Source organism: Lactobacillus sp. MRS-253-APC-2B, assembly GCF_012843675.1.
GTDB lineage: Bacteria > Bacillota > Bacilli > Lactobacillales > Lactobacillaceae > Limosilactobacillus > Limosilactobacillus pulli.
Map to the genome: position 1 here is coordinate 56254 of NZ_JABAFO010000006.1, position 18821 is coordinate 75074.

General features: G+C 46.9%; 19 protein-coding genes and 1 other annotated feature. Of the genes, 1 reads left to right on the forward strand and 18 read right to left on the reverse strand.

All coding sequences use genetic code 11. The features are described from left to right. Nucleotides 1–57 precede the first annotated feature (57 nt). The 13 genes from rplT to HF864_RS04715 all read right to left on the reverse strand — a co-directional run bounded on the left by rplT (nt 58) and on the right by HF864_RS04715 (nt 11934). Nucleotides 58–411 carry a 50S ribosomal protein L20 gene (gene rplT / locus HF864_RS04655; RefSeq protein WP_169461907.1) on the reverse strand — a complete coding sequence of 118 codons (354 nt, stop codon included), beginning with the start codon at nt 409–411 and terminating at the stop codon, nt 58–60. Nucleotides 412–463: 52 nt separating this feature from the next. Beyond that, the gene (gene rpmI / locus HF864_RS04660) at nt 464–661 is read right to left on the reverse strand and encodes a 50S ribosomal protein L35 (protein WP_033935301.1); all 198 of its coding nucleotides are present in this window, start codon (nt 659–661) and stop codon (nt 464–466) included. A 24-nt stretch (nt 662–685) separates the two neighbouring features. Continuing rightward, nucleotides 686–1198, reverse strand: coding sequence for a translation initiation factor IF-3 (gene infC / locus HF864_RS04665; protein ID WP_169461908.1), 513 nt, complete (start codon nt 1196–1198; stop codon nt 686–688). Nucleotides 1199–1242: 44 nt separating this feature from the next. Then, nucleotides 1243–1376 (reverse strand) — a sequence feature (ribosomal protein L20 leader region). Nucleotides 1377–1425: 49 nt separating this feature from the next. Further along, on the reverse strand, nt 1426–2352 hold the full coding sequence (dnaI, locus tag HF864_RS04670; protein WP_169461909.1) for a primosomal protein DnaI: 927 nt from the start codon (nt 2350–2352) through the stop codon (nt 1426–1428). An 18-nt stretch (nt 2353–2370) separates the two neighbouring features. Then, a complete protein-coding gene (locus HF864_RS04675; RefSeq protein ID WP_169461910.1) occupies nt 2371–3759 on the reverse strand; it encodes a DnaD domain protein in 1389 nt (462 codons plus the stop codon). Nucleotides 3760–3775: 16 nt separating this feature from the next. After that, nucleotides 3776–4249 carry a transcriptional regulator NrdR gene (gene nrdR, locus HF864_RS04680; RefSeq protein ID WP_169461911.1) on the reverse strand — a complete coding sequence of 158 codons (474 nt, stop codon included), beginning with the start codon at nt 4247–4249 and terminating at the stop codon, nt 3776–3778. Between the two features lie 44 nt (nt 4250–4293). Further along, nucleotides 4294–4902 (reverse strand): dephospho-CoA kinase, encoded by a 609-nt coding sequence (gene coaE, locus HF864_RS04685; protein WP_169461912.1) that lies wholly within the window; start codon nt 4900–4902, stop codon nt 4294–4296. Further along, nucleotides 4899–5738, reverse strand: a complete 840-nt coding sequence (gene mutM / locus HF864_RS04690; RefSeq protein WP_169461913.1) for a DNA-formamidopyrimidine glycosylase — start codon at nt 5736–5738, stop codon at nt 4899–4901. Before mutM ends, coaE begins: the two co-directional genes overlap by 4 nt. Before the next feature lie 125 nt (nt 5739–5863). Beyond that, the gene (gene polA / locus HF864_RS04695; protein WP_169461914.1) at nt 5864–8527 is read right to left on the reverse strand and encodes a DNA polymerase I; all 2664 of its coding nucleotides are present in this window, start codon (nt 8525–8527) and stop codon (nt 5864–5866) included. Nucleotides 8528–8661: 134 nt separating this feature from the next. Further along, a complete protein-coding gene (locus HF864_RS04700) occupies nt 8662–9384 on the reverse strand; it encodes a Bax inhibitor-1/YccA family protein (protein ID WP_169461915.1) in 723 nt (240 codons plus the stop codon). Nucleotides 9385–9486: 102 nt separating this feature from the next. Continuing rightward, the gene (gene murC / locus HF864_RS04705) at nt 9487–10797 is read right to left on the reverse strand and encodes a UDP-N-acetylmuramate--L-alanine ligase (RefSeq protein WP_169461945.1); all 1311 of its coding nucleotides are present in this window, start codon (nt 10795–10797) and stop codon (nt 9487–9489) included. Nucleotides 10798–10823: 26 nt separating this feature from the next. Further along, on the reverse strand, nt 10824–11459 hold the full coding sequence (gene ytpR, locus HF864_RS04710; RefSeq protein WP_169461916.1) for a YtpR family tRNA-binding protein: 636 nt from the start codon (nt 11457–11459) through the stop codon (nt 10824–10826). Nucleotides 11460–11616: 157 nt separating this feature from the next. Beyond that, nucleotides 11617–11934 (reverse strand): thioredoxin family protein, encoded by a 318-nt coding sequence (locus HF864_RS04715; RefSeq protein WP_169461917.1) that lies wholly within the window; start codon nt 11932–11934, stop codon nt 11617–11619. A 152-nt stretch (nt 11935–12086) separates the two neighbouring features. Between HF864_RS04715 and HF864_RS04720 the strand changes: the two genes are divergently transcribed. Continuing rightward, complete coding sequence (locus HF864_RS04720) at nt 12087–12422, forward strand: hypothetical protein (RefSeq protein ID WP_169461918.1); 336 nt, start codon at nt 12087–12089, stop codon at nt 12420–12422. Nucleotides 12423–12973: 551 nt separating this feature from the next. On the opposite strand, the gene HF864_RS04725 is transcribed toward HF864_RS04720, so the two are convergent. The 5 genes from HF864_RS04725 to HF864_RS04745 all read right to left on the reverse strand — a co-directional run bounded on the left by HF864_RS04725 (nt 12974) and on the right by HF864_RS04745 (nt 18806). Then, on the reverse strand, nt 12974–14494 hold the full coding sequence (locus HF864_RS04725) for a helix-turn-helix domain-containing protein (protein ID WP_169461919.1): 1521 nt from the start codon (nt 14492–14494) through the stop codon (nt 12974–12976). After that, the gene (locus HF864_RS04730) at nt 14494–15462 is read right to left on the reverse strand and encodes a sugar-binding transcriptional regulator (RefSeq protein ID WP_169461920.1); all 969 of its coding nucleotides are present in this window, start codon (nt 15460–15462) and stop codon (nt 14494–14496) included. Before HF864_RS04730 ends, HF864_RS04725 begins: the two co-directional genes overlap by 1 nt. Before the next feature lie 96 nt (nt 15463–15558). Continuing rightward, nucleotides 15559–16278, reverse strand: coding sequence for a purine-nucleoside phosphorylase (deoD, locus tag HF864_RS04735; RefSeq protein ID WP_169461921.1), 720 nt, complete (start codon nt 16276–16278; stop codon nt 15559–15561). Between the two features lie 11 nt (nt 16279–16289). Further along, nucleotides 16290–17588 carry a pyrimidine-nucleoside phosphorylase gene (locus HF864_RS04740; protein WP_169461922.1) on the reverse strand — a complete coding sequence of 433 codons (1299 nt, stop codon included), beginning with the start codon at nt 17586–17588 and terminating at the stop codon, nt 16290–16292. Between the two features lie 21 nt (nt 17589–17609). Then, nucleotides 17610–18806, reverse strand: a complete 1197-nt coding sequence (locus HF864_RS04745; protein ID WP_169461923.1) for a phosphopentomutase — start codon at nt 18804–18806, stop codon at nt 17610–17612. Nucleotides 18807–18821: the final 15 nt, after the last annotated feature.

An 18821-nucleotide genomic window follows, 5' to 3' on the forward strand; every position in this document is an offset into this window, starting at 1 on the left:
AAAAAAATAAGGTCAGAACATTGCTGCTCCAACCTTATTGATGATTTCAAACGCAAATTAGTTGAGGGCCTTCTTGGCTTCGTCAACTACGGCCTTAAAGGCATCAGCGTCGTTAACGGCCAGGTCAGCCAGCATCTTACGGTTCATGTCGATGTTGGCCAGCTTCAGACCATGCATCAGCTTGCTGTAGCTGATACCATTTTGACGGGCACCCGCGTTGATCCGGGCAATCCACAATTCACGGAAGTTGCGCTTGTTAGCCTTGCGGTCACGGAATGCGTACAGACCGCTCTTCATAACTTGGTCCTTGGCAGTCTTGAACAGACGGTGCTTGGAACCAGTGTAACCCTTAGCCAACTTCATAATGCGCTTACGACGTGCGCGCGTAACAGTTCCACCCTTAACTCGCATAGTGGTATCCTCCTAGATTGTTTAAAAATTATTTAATCGTAAAATGCCCTGATTACTTGGCAGGAAGCATCTTCTTGTAACGTTTTACGTTAGACTTGTCCATCATGGAAAGGCCACGCAGTTGACGACGTTGCTTCTTCGTCTTACCGTGGAAACGGTGGCTGGTGAAAGCTTGGGCACTCTTGAAGCCACCCTTGGCAGTACGCTTGAAACGCTTAGCAGCAGCGCGATTAGTCTTCATCTTTGGCATAACTATTTCCTACCTTCTTAATAATTATTTTTTTGCCTTATCAGCAGCAGGGGCCAGCGTTAAGAACATGCTGCGCCCTTCCATCTTTGGCCGTTGCACAACCGTTGCGATGTCCTTAGTTTCTTCGGCCATCTTTTCAATCATGTCACGTCCGATATCCTTATGGGTAATTGCCCGACCACGGAAACGAATTGAAACTCGTACCTTGTCGCCCTTTTCGATAAACGTCCGCACGCGCTTCAGCTTAACGTTGAAGTCGTTGGTATCAATCGATGGGCTCAGGCGAATTTCCTTAACCGTGACCGTCTTTTGGTTCTTGCGGGCTTCCCGTTCTTTCTTTTGCATCTCAAAACGGTACTTCCCGTAGTCCATAATCCGTGCGACTGCGGGACGGGCCTTGGGCGCAACCAGCACCAGATCAAGGCCGGCATCCTCAGCCAGCTGCAAAGCTTCACGTTTGGACTTGATGCCCAGTTGTTCACCATTTTGGTCGATAAGACGAACTTCCCGTGCACGAATACCGTCATTGACAATCATTCCTTGAGCTATGGCAACACACCTCCAATTTTACTAGCAGAAAGATCAAGCAAAAAAAGCGGAATGCATACTGCACCCCGCTAAACTCCATTGACAAGGACTGCCAACGGTCATTTAAACTCGTCAGCCCGGCAACTCTGGTCACCAAGGCGAGAAGCGGGTGCTTCTGCTTTTTCTTTCAACAGATACTAATATACTAAATCGATTCATTGATGTCAAGGCATAATTTAATTGCCTGAGCGCATGTTTTCACCTTCGATATGATACTCGCGCGACAAAAAGCGAATGCGCTGCATGATCCGCTTAGCCTTCATCGGCTCACGAGCTCCCTGCGCATCAATTGCCAAATGCTGATCCTCCAACTGCTGCATCGTGAAATTGGAGCTAAAAAACGTCGGCAGCTCTTCTTGCATGCGGTATTCCAAGATTACGCCCAAAACATCATCGCGTACCCAGGCCGACATCGAATCAGCACCGATGTCGTCCAGCATCAGAATCGGCGCTTTTTTAATGGCATCGCGTCGTGAATCAACCGAGCCATCCTTGATTGCGCCTTTCATTTCAACGGCAAAGCTGGGAAAGTGCACCATTGTCGAGATGATGCCTCGCTCAGCCAGTGCATTAGCGATTGCCCCAAGCAAATAGGTTTTGCCAACACCAAAATTCCCCGACAGATAGAGCCCTGGCTGGAACTGGCCGGGCTGATAGGTCTGCGAAAAACTGATTGCCGCCTGCAAAGCATCCATTCGATCATCATTATCGCGAATCACATTATTAAAGCTGGCTTCACGAATAAACTTGGGCATTCGTACCGTCGTGACGCGCTGCCTTAACTCAGCAGCCTGCTGCTGGGCTCTGAGCTGAGCGGTCGGTACGTAGACTACGTCGATTCTTCCCGCACTGACGACCAGTTGTGGCGTATAGCCCGGTGCAATGCTTGCCTGGTGATTTTGCAGCAGTATTTTTTCATGATAAAACTCATAAAGTTTGGAGCTGCCTCGTTCGATCTGCTCATTGGACAGTTCATTGCGATGCTCACGCAAAAATTTTTGGACATCGGGATCCTGATAAGCCTTTTTGATCAGTTCCCGATACTGTGGCGAGCCGCTTTGACCACCAATGATCGAGTTGATGGTTTCCATGATAGGACGCATTGGCAATCCCTCCAATCATTATTTCTTGGTACCTGGGTTATTTTTTTGCTGATTGAGCTCAGCCAGCATCTGGTCAATCTTAGCCAGTTTTTCGGCCGATGGCTTTTTGTTTTTGACTTTTTCTGGATGCTTGGCCCACTCCGGCAGCTCTTCATTAATATTGCTGCGTCCACTTGAATAATAGCGACGGCGCGGCTTTGCACCCGCCTGTTTTTCATTGCTTTTACGATGTTTTTTGATCTCGCGAATCGCATCGGCAGCCGTTTTGACGCCCGCTTTGGTCCAAGCATTGATAATCCCGTCAGCCAAGCCCGATTTTAAGGTTGTATATTCTTTTTCAACAAACATATAGTTGATCAAGATGTTGATAACCTCATTTGGCATACCGCTATTTTCAATCATTCTCAATACGGTATTGCGTTCATTTGGCGAGACATATGCAGCCCCAACACTTTGTTTGATGCCAGCCAAAAAGTCATTAGGTGAATTTTCACGAGCAACTTTGATCAGATTGCGTTCCGTTTCACCCAGCCCATCTAAATTTTCATCGCCAGCAGCAACCACCGGCGCCGGATCATCATTTTGACGCAGCGTACCGGCATATTTGGCGGCGATGCGCTGCTTTAGAATATTTGGCTGCAGCATACTGGTTCTAAAATCAGTCGCGTCAAAAACCAGATCAGCCATTTCAAGGGCACCAATGCCATACATCAAGCTCTCAGTCAAAATCAGACGACGCTGATCCTTGACGCTTTGCAGATCAACTCCGCGGTTTTCCAGGCGGCTGAGCAAAAGGCCAAAATCAAAATCATTTTGCGGGACTGCCTTGATAGAATTGCTTTTTTGCACGGCCGTAGCTCTGGCATTATTCAGTGTCGGACGTTCTGCATCCCAAGCCGCCCGGTCCGGTTTAAAGACCTCAAAATAGTCATGCGTCAGATTATGCATGCGACTGGTATCAAACTGATAGCGTCTGGAATGGGCCACTAATTCATTAAAGCGCTGCTCACCAATCTGTTGAAGCAGCCGTACGCTCAAAAGATCATCATTGATAAATTCTTCAGGCGTCATGGTTGGCTGCAGCACATAGACAAAAACGCCGCCAATCTCATCTTGTTGATAAAACGTCTGCAGCATTTCAACGCCCTCTAAGGCATTACGGGCTTCGGCAAACTGAGCTATGCCAAGATTCAAACGATCCAGCATGATACTGTGCGCCTGACGCTTGGTCAGCATCGGATCGGGCTTGAGCTGACTTTGTAAAGCATAAAAAAGCCCCAGCGCGGTGGGACTTAACAATGGTTGATAAAAATCAATAAAAGTCGCCTGGTCAAACCGTACAAAGTCTGACGCAGCGGCCACGATAAAGCCGGTTTGCGGCGTCAAGCGTCCTTGCACCTCAGCCATAACGACTCCCCCTTAGTTAGTCTTGATGCTTTTGATGATTTTGATTAATCATTGCCTCCAGCTCATTCATAAACGCATCAACGTCTTTAAACTGACGATAGACACTGGCAAAACGAATGTAGGAGATCTCATCGACGTCTTTGAGCTCGTTCATTACGTATTCGCCAATTACCTGGCTGGATACCTCATTTTCTCCCATTGAACGAACGCGTCTTTCAACCTCATTGGCAATGCTGGTAAGCTTTTCCATGCTGACGGGACGCTTTTCGGCTGAGCGAACCAGACCGTTTAGGACCTTTTGGCGATTGAACTCCTGGCGCGTACCATCTTTTTTGACTACCAAAAGCGGCGTCTCCTCATAGCGCTCAAAGGTAGTAAAGCGAAAGCCACAGTTTGCACATTCGCGACGACGACGAATACAGATGCCGTCTTCGCTTGGACGACTGTCAACTACGCGCGATCCATTATGATGGCAGTGTGGACATTGCATACAGGTTCCTCCTGTTAATTGGTTATGCATCTATCTTATCACATTTATAATAATTGATGCTGACTTACCCGGTCAACCAATTCTGCTACCTGGCTGCGCGTTTGCTCAAGCGTACCGTTATTATCGATAATTACATCAGCTCGCTGCATCTTTTCTTTTAAAGACATTTGCGAACTGATTTTTTTGACGGCATCCATTTTCGAAATCTGATCCCGCTTCATCAAACGCTTCAGCTGTGTTGCCTGATCAACGACTGCCAAAACCGTCAGATCGCACTCCTCATCCATTCCCGTTTCAAACAGCAATGGCACGTCCAGCACTACTACCGGCAGATGCTGTTTTTTAAATTCATCCAGCTGGGAATCGATTGCTTCTTGAATCAGCGGATGTTCAATTTTGTCCAGATCACTCAGCTTTTTAGGATCATCAAAGACCGTTTTTCCCAGCTTTTTGCGATCAAGCGTACCATCGGAATTAAGCATCTGAGGACCAAAGCGATTTACGATCTGTTCCAATCCTTTGCTGCCCGGCATTACAATCTGACGTGCAATCAAATCGGCGTCAATCACCGGCCAGCCGACTGCTTTAAGAATGCTGCTGATAGTTGACTTGCCGCTTGCAATGCCGCCCGTCAGTCCGATTACCAGCGTCATTTCTGATCACCTTCCAAGGGCTGACAATGCGGACAAAAAGTCGTCCCACGCTGAGCTACCTTGATCTTGACCAGCTTATGGCCGCAGCGCTCACATTTTTCGCCCCCACGACCATAAACCTCCAACTGGTTTTGAAAGGCACCGGCCTCACCAAAGGCATTCATAAACGTATGCACGGTCGTTCCCTTATATTTAGTCGCCTTGGCAATCTCTTTGATGATATTGTCGTGTAAGATTTGAATCTGCTCGTCAGTCAGCGAATTGGCCGGCTGTTCAGGATTGATGCAGCTTTGCCACAGCACCTCATCACAATAGATATTGCCTAGGCCGGCTACATGATCTTGATTCAGCAAGAATGGCTTGATCTTGCTGCGACTCTTTTTTAAGATGCCTTTGAAGTAGTCAACCTTGAAATCTTTTTCGGTTGGTTCAGGACCCATCGTCTTTAAGCCGCCCACCTGCATTTCAGTGCCGGTTTTGACTAAGTGCATCCGGCCAAACTTGCGCGTATCGCGATAGCAAAGCTCCGTGCCGTCCGTAAAATGAAAAACCACATGGGTATGCTTGTCGATTGGTCCGTCATTTAATTGGCGATAATAGCTGCCTTCCATTCTGAGATGCGAGACCATAGTCAGATTATTAGTAAAGCGAAACAGCAGATACTTGCCGCGCCGATCGATGCGTTCGATCGTCTGCCCGATCAGTGCCTGACGAAACTCATCTATATCGTTTTCAATTGTTTTTCCATAATAAACGTCGATTCCTTGAATCTTGCGGCCCGCAGCAATGTTCATCAAGCCGCGACGCACGGTTTCTACTTCTGGCATTTCTGGCATTTGATCGTCCTCATTTCTTTTTAGAATCATTATTGATTATAGTAGATTTTCGTTTTTGAACCAGTGATCTGCTCAAACCAACAGCTCAAAAAACCGCGGTCAGATTCATTGGCCGCGGCTTGAACTTATTTTTTCAGATCATACCAAGTATCGCCATACTTGCTTTCAACCTTGAGCGGTACGTCCAATTTGAAAGCTGAGTCCATGACTTGCGGTACTAGTTTTTCCAAGACTGGAATCTCTTTTGCCGGTGCCTCAAAGACCAGTTCGTCATGAATCTGCAAGAGCATCCGTGCCTTAAGATTGTTTTCGCGCAGCATTTTATCCATGTTGATCATAGCAATCTTGATGATGTCAGCCGCACTGCCTTGAATTGGCGTGTTCATCGCCGTACGTTCGGCAAATGAGCGCTTGGCAAAGTTTTTGGAATGAATATCTTCCAAATAGCGCCGCCGATGCGTCAACGTTTCAACATAGCCTTTTTCATGTGCTGACTTGACAATCTCCGTAACGTATTTTTTAACGCCAGGGAATTCTGCAAAGTAGCTTTCGATAAACTCATGTGCCTGCTTGCGCGTAACATGAATGCTTTGTGAAAGGCCGTAGTCGCTAATCCCATAAACGATTCCAAAGTTGACGGCCTTGGCATGACGCCGCATGTCGGGAGTAACCTCTTCACCTGGCAAAAGATGGAAGATACGACGCGCCGTACTTTCATGAATATCGCGACCTTCGATGAAATCTTGCTGCAGATTCTGATCGTCAGTAATGTGGGCCAAAACGCGCAGCTCAATTTGTGAGTAGTCAGAAGAGAAAATCTTCCAGCCTGGCTCGCTTGGTACGAATGCCCGCCGAATCTGCCGGCCTTCTTCTAAACGCACCGGAATGTTTTGCAGGTTTGGATCAACCGATGACAGCCGTCCCGTTGCCGTCAGCGTCTGCAGATAACGCGTATGAATCTTTTGATCGCTGCTGTGAATAACCTTCAAAAGTCCTTCGATATAGGTTGACTGGAGCTTGGCAATCTGCCGATATTCCAAAATGTGGCCAATGATTGGCGAATACCCCTGCAGTTTTTCCAGTACCGCGACGGCAGTTGAATAGCCCGTTCGCGTCTTTTTAATGACCGGCAGTTTCATCTTGTCAAATAAAATCTCACCCAATTGCTTGGTCGAATTAATGTTAAATTCTTCGCCAGCTTCTTGGTAGATAACCTGTTCGATCTCAGCCAGACGCTCTTTTAGTTTACTGCCCATTTCCTTGAGTGTCTGTGCATTGACCCTGATACCAGCAATCTCCATTTTGGCCAGCACATAGGTCAACGGCAGCTCAATGTCTTCATAAAGCGGCATTTGTTCATGTTCCTTGAGCTTTTCATAAACCGGTGCTCTTAGTTCATGAATGGCACGAGCTTTTTGGGCCAGATGCGTGAAAAATGTCTGATCATCGTCTGGAATGGCTCGCTTGACCCCTTTGCCATAAACTTCCTCATCGGTTTGAACGTCATAATAATCATATGCATGAGCCAATTCACCCAGATCATTGCCATTGTCGCTTGGATCTACCAGATAGGCAGCCAAAAGCAGATCAAAGGCCACGTAGTCCAATTCAATGCCCAGCCGATGCAGCCCCACAATCTGTGCCTTAGCATTGAAAACATCTTTAGTGTATTGATCACTGGTCAGAATCTTTTTGAGCGGTGCCGATTGCAACAGACTCGCATCACGACTGACGAGCCATTTTTGACCATCCCCGATTACAAAGCCGGCAAAATTTGATAAATGGTAGTTTTCTTCTGGCATCTCCAATTGAAACGTCACATGATGATCCAATTGATCCAATAATGCCAGATTATCAGCCGTCAATTCCGTATATTCGATTGCCTTGGTCTTGACTGGTTCATCGGTATCTGGGGCAACGTTCATCTTGCTTAAAAACGACTTGAAGTTCATCTCTTGATAAAATTTGATCAAGTCTTCGGTCTGCTCGCCTTGATAATTCAAATCACCCAAACCGATCGTCAATGGGGCATCACGATGAATCGTTGCCAGCTTCTGACATTCACGCGCGATGGCTTCTTCATTGACCAGATTTTCCTTACGCTTTGATTTACGCATCGAGTCGATGTTTGCATAAAGCCCATCCAATGAACCGTATTCTTGAATCAGCTTTTGGGCAGTTTTTTCGCCAATACCGGTGACCCCAGGATAATTATCGGAACTATCGCCCATCAAGGCCTTCATATCGATAAACTGAGTCGGCGTTACCCCGAATTTTTCTTGGAAGTGCGCCGGCGTATACATCTCAGTCTGCGTGACGCCCTTGATCGTTACGGCAACTGTAGTTTTGTCAGTTACCAATTGTGTCAGATCTCGATCCCCAGTCACGATCAAAGTCTCGTCACCGGCTTCATCACCAAGTCTAGCCAGGGTACCGATAATATCGTCAGCTTCATAGTTGGCCAGCTGATAGGTCTTGATCCCACAAGCATGCAGCATCTCATGCAAATAGGGCAGCTGCTCGGTCAATTCAGCCGGCGTCTTGGCCCGGCCGCCTTTGTAATCAGCATACATTTCCGTTCGAAAGGTCTGCTTGCCGGCATCAAAAGCAACCAGTGCCTTGTTTGGATGATAATTAGCCAACACGTGATCCAACATCAGCTTAAAGCCATAGATTGCCGCAGTATGCAGGCCATTTTGGTTGGTGAATCTGTCAATTTGATTATGCATCGCAAAAAAAGCACGAAATGCAATGCTGTTACCATCAATCAACAACAGTTTTTCTGCCATTTAAACTACCTCGTCCTTTTATTTTCTTTCTTGATTGTAACAAACTTTGCCTGGCCCTGACATTTTTGCTGATTAAAAATAAATAAGGCTCCGCACCATCATTGATGCAGAGCCAATTTAAATTTTATCCAATATTAGTTGCGCCGATCATCGCCCATACCGAAGATCTGCAGCAGCTGAATGAACAGGTTGATAAAGTCCAGATACAGCTGCAACGCTCCCATGACTGCCAGACCAGTCGTTGAAACCTGGCCATTGTACTCAAGATAGATGTTTTTCATCTTTTGAGCATCATAGGCCGTCAAAATAACGAAGATAATCACGGCAATGTAGGAGAAAATGTAGGTGATCGCAGGACTGTTTAAGAACATGTTGATCAAAGAGGCCAAAATCAAAGCAATCAAGGCCGCCATTGCATGAGCACCGAAGCGATCAAGCGAGCGTTTGGTCAGCGTCCCATACAGCGCCATTACGATAAAGATCGTTGCTGATGAGACAAAGGCCGCCGTGATATCGGCACCGGTATAAACGCCGGCCAGCAAGGCAAATTCAACCCCGTACATAATCGACAGCACCATCAGCATAATAAAGCTGCCGGTTGGATTCCGGGTAGCACTGACACTGATCCCCATCGACAGTGCAATTGGCAACAATAATAGCAGCCACATCATCCCAGTATGCTGGGTAAAATAGCCAAACACGGCAGCTCTAAAGGTCGTCATGACCAAAAATGAACTGATGGCCGAAACAAAAACCGACAGACCGACAAAGCCATACATCTTCGTCAAAAAGCCATTTAAGCCGGCTTCATTGACGACACGCCTTCTTTGCTCAGGCTCTGGTGTAGAGTTGAACATAAGCTCCCCTTCTTTCATTCAATTAAGCGGTCAAATTAGTTTGACCAATATTGTCTTTCATATAAAAAATGGTAGCAAAAGCCACCATTTTCTACAAGCAATTTAATCATTGGATAATAAATTCTTATATTTATCTTCATATTTTTCGATATCACCGGCACCCATGAAGACAACGACAGCATCATGGTAGGCCAAAAGCTTATCCATCGAGTCCATGTCAATGCCTTCACTGCCTGGAATCAGGTCTTCTAAGTCTTGGCTGGAGACCTGACCAGCATTTTCACGAATGGAACCAAAAATCGGCGTCACAAACGTCTTGTCAGCAGCACTCAGCGATTGACCAAATTCCTTTAAGTAGGCTTGCAGACGACTGTAGGTATGCGGCTGAAAGACGGCCAGTACCTTTTTATCGGGGTACTTTTGGCGGGCAGCATCAATCGTGGCCTTAATTTCGCTTGGGTGATGGGCATAATCGTCAATCAGCGTCATATCGCCAACATGACTTTCGGCAAACCGCCGCTTGACGCCAGAAAAACTGGCCAGCCCCTTAGCAATATCTTTTAAGTCGACTTGTTCCATGTAGGCAACCGCGATGACAGCCAGACTGTTCAAGACACTGTGCTCACCGTATAGATGAATCTCAAATTCGCCCAGCTTCTCATCTTTAAACCAAGCCTCGAAAGTCGATCCTTGCGGCGTCCGTTGAATATTGACGGCCCGGAAGTCATCTTTTTCACTGGTACCGTAGTAATAGATCGGCACGTCCAGCTGCAGCTTACGCAGATTTTCATCGTCACCCCAGGCAAAGACGGCCTTTTTAACCTGCTTGCCATAGGTTTCAAATGAGTCGCGCACGTCATCGATGTCTTTAAAGAAGTCGGGATGATCAAAGTCAATATTGGTCATGATGGCATAGTCTGGATGGTAGGCCAAGAAGTGATCCCGGTATTCATCCGCTTCAAAGACAAAGAAGCGTGAATCAGGCGTGCCAACCCCTTCACCATCACCGATCAGGTAAGTTGTTGGTGCCACCGAGCTCAGCACGTGTGAAAGCAGCGCCGTCGTACTGGTCTTGCCATGTGCGCCGGCAACGCCGATGCTGGTGTATTGCGCAACCAGTTCCTCAACCGTATCTGGGTAGCTTTGCACCTTGTCGCCCAGTTCCTTGGCCCGAACGATTTCTGGCTGATCGTCGCCAAAGGCATTTCCTTGCACGATGATCATCCCTGGCTTGATATTTGCTGGGTCAAAGTCGTGAATCTGAATACCGGCCTGTTCCAAAGGCGCCTGCGTAAAGGTTTCTTTTTCAATGTCTGAGCCTTCAACATGATAGCCGCGGTCATGCAGTACCCGTGCCAAAGCGGCCATCCCAGTACCCTTGATGCCTACAAAATAATAACTTTTTTCCATAATGCTGATTTTCCTTTCCTTGCCGCCATTTAGGCAAACAGCTGATTGCCGCGTGCAAAGTCAAAAGCATCGCCAGCCTGACCAAAGTCATCAGGCAAAATCAGGCAGCCCGGCTTTTGAGGAGCATTCTTTAGGTTTAATTCACGCGCTGCACAGATCATCCCGTTGCTTGGCACACCCACTAAAGCCCCTGGCCAGATGATCTGTCCACTTGGCATCATGGCGCCAACCTTGGCAACGACGACCTTGACGTGTTCAGCGATGTTTGGTGAGCCGCAGACGATCTGTACCTTTTGATCGCCCAGATCGACCTGGGTAATGTGCAGATGATCTGATTTTGGATGCTTGGTCATGGATTCAACATAGCCGATAACAAACTTTGGCGTTTCATCAGCCGTTAATTTTTCATCAAAACCAGCCGCTTGAATCTTTTCGTTTAATTTGGCAACTTGCGCCTCGTTTAAAAAGACCTGGCCATTTTGTCCCTTGAGCTCTGGCAATACCTCACTGGCCCCTAAGAAATTATAGCCAAGCAGACTGCCATCCTGAGCACTGACGATCTGTACCACGCCTTGATTCTGCTTAACGTTTTGATCAGCGGCCTGGCCGGTTACGACTACCAAAACATCACCCATCTCATTTGGGTTGTAGCTTGAAATTAACATCAAAAATCCTTCCCTTGGCATCGCATTGAAACGGTGCTAAATATTCTTTTTCGCTTCGTCAAAAAACTTTTGACAACCAGACTAAATTGTACCACACAACCTGGGTTCATGGATCCAGTCCATAAAAAAATGGCGACCAGTCTGCCGCCATCATTTGTTATTTCAAATTGCTCAAAAAGTCTTCGACCTGCTGCTTGGTCTTACGATCCTTGCTGACAAAGCGGCCAATTTCTTCACCGTCACGGTAGGCAATAAAGCTTGGAATGCCCATGACGTTTAGTTCAGTTGCCAAATCAAGATTTTCATCACGATCAACAGCATAGAATTTAAAATCAGCAAAATCTTTTTCTACTTCTGGCATTGCCGGCTTGATAAACTGGCAGTCTGGGCACCAGTCGGCTGTAAACATCAAAACGACCTGTCCCTTCAGATATTCTTGCAGCTGTTGAGCATTAACCTTAGGTAAAGTTTCCATTATCGAGCACCGTCCTTTTACTTATTTTATGTAAGTATATACTACTACAGGTTCAAAGACAATGCATAATGATCTGCCTTTGTGTTAAAATTGTTACATCCAATCTACTTGGGTCAAAATATGGCATAGGCTAAACGAAAGAAGCGATTGAAATGAATGATTCAAATGGTTCACTTAGCCCATGGATGATTCCGCTTACTCTGGGTGCCTCCGGAATTGCGGGTTTCTTTGCCGGCAAGCTGGTGGGCAACCGACGGCGTTCCGCAAACATGATCTTAAAAATGATTACCAATGATTTCAAACGCGAGGGCACGGTTGAAGGCAGCTGGATTGACCATCAGCCGATCCCCTATCGTCAGTATGCCGTACGCACTCTGGCATATCGTGGGGGAATTCGCCGTTTTGAAGATGATCAGCTAATCAGCTATGAGTTCTTGGCGGATGCCAGTACCGGCACGTTGCTGAAGTTAAAGCGCATCGATAATTAAGCAATACAAAAAGGCTGTTGGATTTCTCCAACAGCCTTTTTTCGCACCATATATCCGGAATATGACGCATGGCCGATTGTCATTCACAATTGTTGATTAAGAGTTTAATTGGAATCTTTTGATGTAAATTGCACTAGGAACTGCGGTCAAAGCAATCAATCGGTAAATGGAATCATGATCATCAATGGCGGAGTGGATGGGCAGCGCATTGACGATCTTAAATTGATCATTTAAAGCAACGAGACTCAACTCAGCCAGATCGCACACTATCCTGGCCAAGCCAGCTTCGTTAGTATTGAAGCTTAATAATACTTATTGCGCTTATCTTCATTAATGGAGCGGCATCTGCATCAGCGGTGAATGGGGTTCCGCCGAAAACATCGTGCACTAAGCGATTTTTTCGTGATACAGAATGCCTGATCTGACAAATTATCAACTATTTATCCTTGATCTTTTGATGTACCCGGACATAATCAACAACTATCATTGGGATTCCCCCCTGAATGACAACTAAAGTATATCAACTAAAACTAAGCTGTTTCTATCAACATCTAACCCTCATGAGCATGTAAGATTGATAGTTTCTCATTGATATTTTCGACATAGGCAGTTGTACGAATCTGATACAGACTGGTCCGCAGGCGCTCGATACCCAAAAAAGGATGATCCAAAGCAATCAAAAAGCGCTGATTATTGGGATTGGTTTCAGCCAGCAGCTCCCAAAACTCGTGGTCGGCTAAAATCAAACTTGACGACACCTGATTGATTTTTTGCAGCTGTTCGGCGCTGAAATAGCTGCAGCTGCTGATTGCAAGTCGATTGCCAAATTCCTGCCGCAGCAGCTGAGCAATGACGGCATAATTAGCATGCGACTTAGTAAAAATATACAGCGGAGTAGCCGGCAGCCGTTCTTCAATCAATGGCATCAGCTGGTGAGCAAAGTACTTGATTTGACTGTCATCAACCAGATCCGACCATTGATTTTGCTGGCACCATTGTTTAACGATCTTTTGCACCAGCTGATCAGTCTGAACCTGAAACTCATTTTCATACAGATCGCCCAGCTGGTAATCAATCACCAGATTCTGCAGGCCACCCATAAAACGCAGCCCAAACGCATTAACGACTTCTTTAAAGGCAACCGTCTTAACCAGTTCTTTTCCCCAAAGCGAAGCAAAAATTGCCGTCAGTTCATGAATCTCAGGGATTTGTTGAAGAATCTCGCGAAAAGCGGCTCGCTGCATGCTCCAGGCATCATCGCGAAACAATTCGTTGGCAACCGTTAGATAAACCAGGTACAAATAATCATGATCCGTTGCCGTTAATTCAAATGACAGCTGTGGCTGCAGCTTTTCAATTACCATTTCTTTCAATCGCTGATGTGCCTTTTCTAAACAGACGGCCCGCCAGAAGTTATCATCCGGCAATTCCAGAGTCTGATCATGTCTTAGCCAGGTCAGTGCCACCAGGTGATCAAACATAGCAAACGCTTGCGGCATCTTGTCCAAGAGTGGCTTGACGCCTGGATTGGCAGCCATAACGAAATTTTTGACAATCTGGCGACTGTTTTGATCAAAGTCAACGCAGTCAATGCCATAGCGACAGCTTAAAGCCGCAACCAAGTAACGCTTGCGATATTCTTGACCACAAATCTGCCCCCGATGAACCGTTAAGCCAACCGTTTTTAAAAAGTCACGACACTGTCGCTGCAGCCGATAGAAAGTCGGCTCCGAAAAATAATGCTCCTGACAAAAAGCCGTTACCGATCGGCCGCGGTGGTTCAGCAGATAGGCCATGACCTGCAGCACCTCGGAATTTTGGTAAAGCTGTTTTTTTAGTTCGAACAGCATTTCAGGACTGATTGGTGAAAGCGAGACGACGGCATCATTGATCTGAATATCAACTTTTGGCTGTAGTTCTTGATTTAAGCTGTTCAATTCTTTTCTAAGCCGCGCTTCAGAAAGACCCGTCCGTTTCGTTAAACAGCGCAGTGTGATATGAGAGCTGTCAAACAACAGACTCAAAAGATGAACGGCAATCACCGTATCATCTTCTAAGAAACGTTCCAGCATCAGTTTTCACCTTTGCTTTCATCCAATTTTTTAACCAGTTCGGCAGCACTTCCTTGATCAATCACCAAAACGTTGGCATAACCAGCCTGCAGTGCCCCGGCTGTGGCCTGGACCTTAGCTGGGTTGGCAATTACCATAATCCGCTCGGGAATCTTTTTTAAATGCTCCAGATCAATGCCAATCGTCCGCTGATCAATCTGCGGTGCCACGATCTGGCCATTTTGATCGATAAAGCGTGAAAAAACGTCACCCACGGCATGCTGCTGTAAATACTGCTGCTCTGCTTGGCTAAAATAGCCCAGGTGAAACAGCAATGCCGAGTCACGCACTGTCCCAACGGTAAAAACAGCAATATCGGCTTTTTTGCCCAGATCCAGAATATATTTGATATGCGTATCCTGTTCAACCAGTTCCTTGGTTGTCTGATGATCAAAGATAACCGGCAATGGCAGATACTGTGGCAAAGTATGAAAGGCACTGGCAAATGCATTGACGCTTTCAAAAGCATAATTTTTCTGTTTGGTATTGGCAACGCTGCCCTTGAGCTGAACGACCGTAACCCCATGTACGTCTTCAGGCGAGAGGTGCTGAGCGATGGCATGAATCGTTTTGCCCCAGGCCAAGCCAATCGTATCATCGTTTTTAACGACTTTTTCAATGTATTGAGCCGCCGCTGCCCCCACCAGCTCCAATAACTCACCACTAGCCGTCATCTCTGAAGGTACAACGATGGCATTGCTTAGGTGATAATGCGCTTTTAGCTGATCAGCCAACTGCTGCGTTGAGACCAATGGATTATTAATCCTGATCTGAACAATGCCGCTTTCTCTGGCATACTGCAGCAGTCGTGATACCGTAGGCCGCGATAAACTCAGCTCAGCCGCAATCCGACTCTGCCGCCAGTCATTTTGATAATAGAGCTGTGCGACTTTAACGGCTAAAGCACGCTTGTCGGTTTCATCAGTCATTTTCCCATCCACCTTCTGATTTTTTCCCATTCAATTTTACTATAAGAAAAGACGGCCCGTCATCAACGGTCCGTCCTTTTAAAACTTTGATATCTATCAGTCAGTCTGAGCAATTGCCGTTTCCAGGCTGATCTTGATCATGTCGTTAAACGTTTTTTCTCGTTCGGCAGCCGTCGTCTTTTCTTGACTGCCAAATAAAAGATCACTGACCGTTAAAACGGAGAGGGCCTTAAAATGCAGCTTGGCGGCCAGCAGATAAAGTCCGGCTGACTCCATCTCAGTACCAATTACGCCATAGTCGGCCAGCTTTTTCATATCAAGGTCATCATTATAGAAGCGGTCAGCAGCAAAGATATCGCCAACCTTGGGCTCGATGCCCATTTTCTTGGCAACGTGGTAGGCCGTGTCCAGCAATTTAAAGTCAGCCAGTGGCGCAAAGTGCACGCCAGATTGGAATGAATTGGCAACCACGGCAGAATCGGTTGATGATCCCGAAGCCAGACAGACATCTCTTAACTTGACATCTGGAGCCATCCCGCCACAAGAGCCAACCCGAATGATCGTTTTGACACCGTAAAAGCGGACCAGTTCATTGATGTAGATCGACATGGAAGGAATCCCCATTCCCGATCCTTGAACCGAAATGCGATGTCCCTTGTACTCACCCGTATAGCCAAATGCATTGCGGACATGATTAACCTGCTTTACATTAGTCAAAAAGTTTTCGGCAATGTATTTAGCCCGCAGCGGATCGCCTGGCAGCAATACCGTTTCTGCATAGTCACCGTTTTGTGCTTCAATATGTGGCGTACTCATTAAAATGCCCCCTATTCGATAATCTCGTGAATCAAGACAGGTGCTTTGGCCGCTTCCTTAATGGCAACAGCTTGATCCAATAATTCTTTGACGTCATCAACATTTTCACGATTGCTCCAGATCGTCATGATCGACTCGCCTTTTTGGACTGGATCGCCAATCTTTTTGTGCAGCTCAATGCCAACTGCATAATCCAATTTATCATCGGCTTTTTTCCGGCCGCCGCCCATCAGCATGCTGGCCATCCCAATCTCATCAGCTGTCAGCTTGGCAATTACACCGTCTTTTTGCGCGGGGTATTCAATTTGATACTTGGCATGCGGCATCAGCGAATAGTCGTCAACCACGTTTGGATCACCATGCTGAGCCTTGATCATTGCCTTAAAGCGAGCCAATGCCGAGCCATCAGTGATCGTCTGTTCCAATTTGGCACGTGCTTCAGCTAAATCGGCTGCTTTTTGGCCCATCACGACCATGCGGCTGCCCAATTCCAATACCAGCTCCAACAAGTCTTTTGGCCCGTTGCCTTTTAACAGATCCAGCGTCTCTTCAATTTCCAGCGTATTACCAATTTTAGACCCTAAAGGCTGATTCATATCCGAGATCACGGCTTCGCACTTCAAGCCGGCCCGCTTGCCAATTGCAACCAATGCTTGTGCCAGCTGAACAGCCGCTTCTTCGGTCTTCATAAATGCACCGGCACCGGTTTTGACGTCAATTACTAAAGCATCAGTTCCTGAGGCCAGCTTTTTGCTCATAATTGAGCTGGCGATCAGTGGGATCGAATCTACCGTATCGGTAACGTCGCGCAGCGCATAGATCTTTTTATCAGCTGGAGCAACGTCTCTAGTAGCACCAACAATCGCCAGTTTTTCTTTGGCAACTTGATTGATAAAGCCCTGCTCGCTTAGTTCAACTTGAAAACCTGGGATCGCCTCCAGCTTATCTAACGTTCCCCCGGTATGACCAAGGCCACGTCCTGAGATCATTGGTACCGGAATGCCCAGTGCAGCTACCATCGCAGCCAGTGGCAGACTGGTCTTGTCGCCAACACCGCCAGTCGAGTGCTTATCAACCTTAATGCCGGGAATCTTTGACAGATCCAGCCGCTCACCAGAATGCATCATCTTCATTGTTAGCTGCGTTTGCTCATGATCCGTCATCCCTTGAAAATAGATTGCCATCAAAAGCGCGCTGATTTGATAATCAGGCAATGATCCATCAACTACGCCGTCGACAAAAAACTGCAGCTGCTCATCACTTAAGACGCCACCATTGCGTTTTTGATCAATTACATCCACCATTCGCATGATGAATCCCCCTTTAATTGATTAATTTTCAATTGCCGACAAAAAGCTCGTACCGACATGATTGCCACTAACGCCAAAGTTTTCCATGATTGTAGCACCTAAGTCAGCAAACGTTTGGCGCGTGCCCAGCGACTGACCAGGATGCTTCATTGATGGCGAGTAGGCCAAAAGCGGCGTAACTTCTCTAGTATGATCCGTACCACGGAAGCAAGGATCGTTGCCATGATCAGCCGTAATCAAAAGCAGATCATCATCGCGCATGTTTTCAAGCACCGTCCCCAGCCGCTTGTCAAAGTCCATCAAAGCCTTGCCAAAGCCTTCTGGATTGCGACGGTGACCATACATGGCATCAAAGTCGACCAGATTTACGAAGCAAAAGCCATGGAAGTCTTCTTGCATGACATGGTCAACGTGATCCATCCCATCCATGTTGCTTTCATTATGGTAGCCTTCCGTAATGCCGTGGCCAGAGAAGATATCGTTGATCTTGCCAATACCGATTACGTCCAGGCCGGCTTCTTTCAGATGATCCAGATCAGTCTTGCCGGTTGGTTCCAAGCTAAAGTCATGACGGTTGGCCGTTCTGGTAAAGTGATCCTTGTCTGGACCAACGTATGGACGAGCAATGATGCGACCGACCGTATACTCGGGACCATTGACCAACGTCCGCGCATAACGGCAGATCCGATAGAGTTCTTCGACTGGGATTACATCCTCATGAGCTGCAATCTGTAGAACCGAGTCGCCGGACGTGTAGACGATCAGATCCCCTGTCTTCATTTGCTGCTCACCATAGTCATGAATGACTTCCGTGCCGGAATATGGCTTGTTGACGATTACCTTGCGGCCAGAAAACTCTTCCAGCTTTTTGATAATGCTGTCTGGAAAGCCGTTTGGAAAAGTCGATAGTGGCTTTTTAACCGGCAGCTCCATCATTTCCCAGTGACCGTCCATACTGTCTTTTCCGGCTGAGATTTCGGCCATCTTGCCAAAGCAGCCTTTTGCCGGATCCGCAACCGCCACGCCTTGAATCGGGTCCTCAGGCCGAATATTGCTCAGCCCTAATTTAGCCAGGTTGGGCAGTGCCAGTTTTCCTTGATACCATTTGCCAATGTGACCCAGCGTGTCGGCACCATCATCACCAAATTTTTTGCCATCGGGTGCTTCACCTATTCCGACCGAATCCAAAACAATGCCAAATACTCGTTGATACGTCATAATCTTTTCCTCCCC

What these genes read in the sequence shown, in the direction of transcription:
- rplT (WP_169461907.1), bottom strand. Translation starts at nt 411, where the DNA reads ATGCGAGTTAAGGGTGGAACTGTTACGCGCGCACGTCGTAAGCGCATT.
- rpmI (WP_033935301.1), bottom strand. Translation starts at nt 661, where the DNA reads ATGCCAAAGATGAAGACTAATCGCGCTGCTGCTAAGCGTTTCAAGCGT.
- infC (WP_169461908.1), bottom strand. Translation starts at nt 1,198, where the DNA reads ATGATTGTCAATGACGGTATTCGTGCACGGGAAGTTCGTCTTATCGAC.
- dnaI (WP_169461909.1), bottom strand. Translation starts at nt 2,352, where the DNA reads ATGCGTCCTATCATGGAAACCATCAACTCGATCATTGGTGGTCAAAGC.
- HF864_RS04675 (WP_169461910.1), bottom strand. Translation starts at nt 3,759, where the DNA reads ATGGCTGAGGTGCAAGGACGCTTGACGCCGCAAACCGGCTTTATCGTG.
- nrdR (WP_169461911.1), bottom strand. Translation starts at nt 4,249, where the DNA reads ATGCAATGTCCACACTGCCATCATAATGGATCGCGCGTAGTTGACAGT.
- coaE (WP_169461912.1), bottom strand. Translation starts at nt 4,902, where the DNA reads ATGACGCTGGTAATCGGACTGACGGGCGGCATTGCAAGCGGCAAGTCA.
- mutM (WP_169461913.1), bottom strand. Translation starts at nt 5,738, where the DNA reads ATGCCAGAAATGCCAGAAGTAGAAACCGTGCGTCGCGGCTTGATGAAC.
- polA (WP_169461914.1), bottom strand. Translation starts at nt 8,527, where the DNA reads ATGGCAGAAAAACTGTTGTTGATTGATGGTAACAGCATTGCATTTCGT.
- HF864_RS04700 (WP_169461915.1), bottom strand. Translation starts at nt 9,384, where the DNA reads ATGTTCAACTCTACACCAGAGCCTGAGCAAAGAAGGCGTGTCGTCAAT.
- ytpR (WP_169461916.1), bottom strand. Translation starts at nt 11,459, where the DNA reads ATGTTAATTTCAAGCTACAACCCAAATGAGATGGGTGATGTTTTGGTA.
- HF864_RS04715 (WP_169461917.1), bottom strand. Translation starts at nt 11,934, where the DNA reads ATGGAAACTTTACCTAAGGTTAATGCTCAACAGCTGCAAGAATATCTG.
- HF864_RS04720 (WP_169461918.1), top strand. Translation starts at nt 12,087, where the DNA reads ATGAATGATTCAAATGGTTCACTTAGCCCATGGATGATTCCGCTTACT.
- HF864_RS04725 (WP_169461919.1), bottom strand. Translation starts at nt 14,494, where the DNA reads ATGCTGGAACGTTTCTTAGAAGATGATACGGTGATTGCCGTTCATCTT.
- HF864_RS04730 (WP_169461920.1), bottom strand. Translation starts at nt 15,462, where the DNA reads ATGACTGATGAAACCGACAAGCGTGCTTTAGCCGTTAAAGTCGCACAG.
- deoD (WP_169461921.1), bottom strand. Translation starts at nt 16,278, where the DNA reads ATGAGTACGCCACATATTGAAGCACAAAACGGTGACTATGCAGAAACG.
- HF864_RS04740 (WP_169461922.1), bottom strand. Translation starts at nt 17,588, where the DNA reads ATGCGAATGGTGGATGTAATTGATCAAAAACGCAATGGTGGCGTCTTA.
- HF864_RS04745 (WP_169461923.1), bottom strand. Translation starts at nt 18,806, where the DNA reads ATGACGTATCAACGAGTATTTGGCATTGTTTTGGATTCGGTCGGAATA.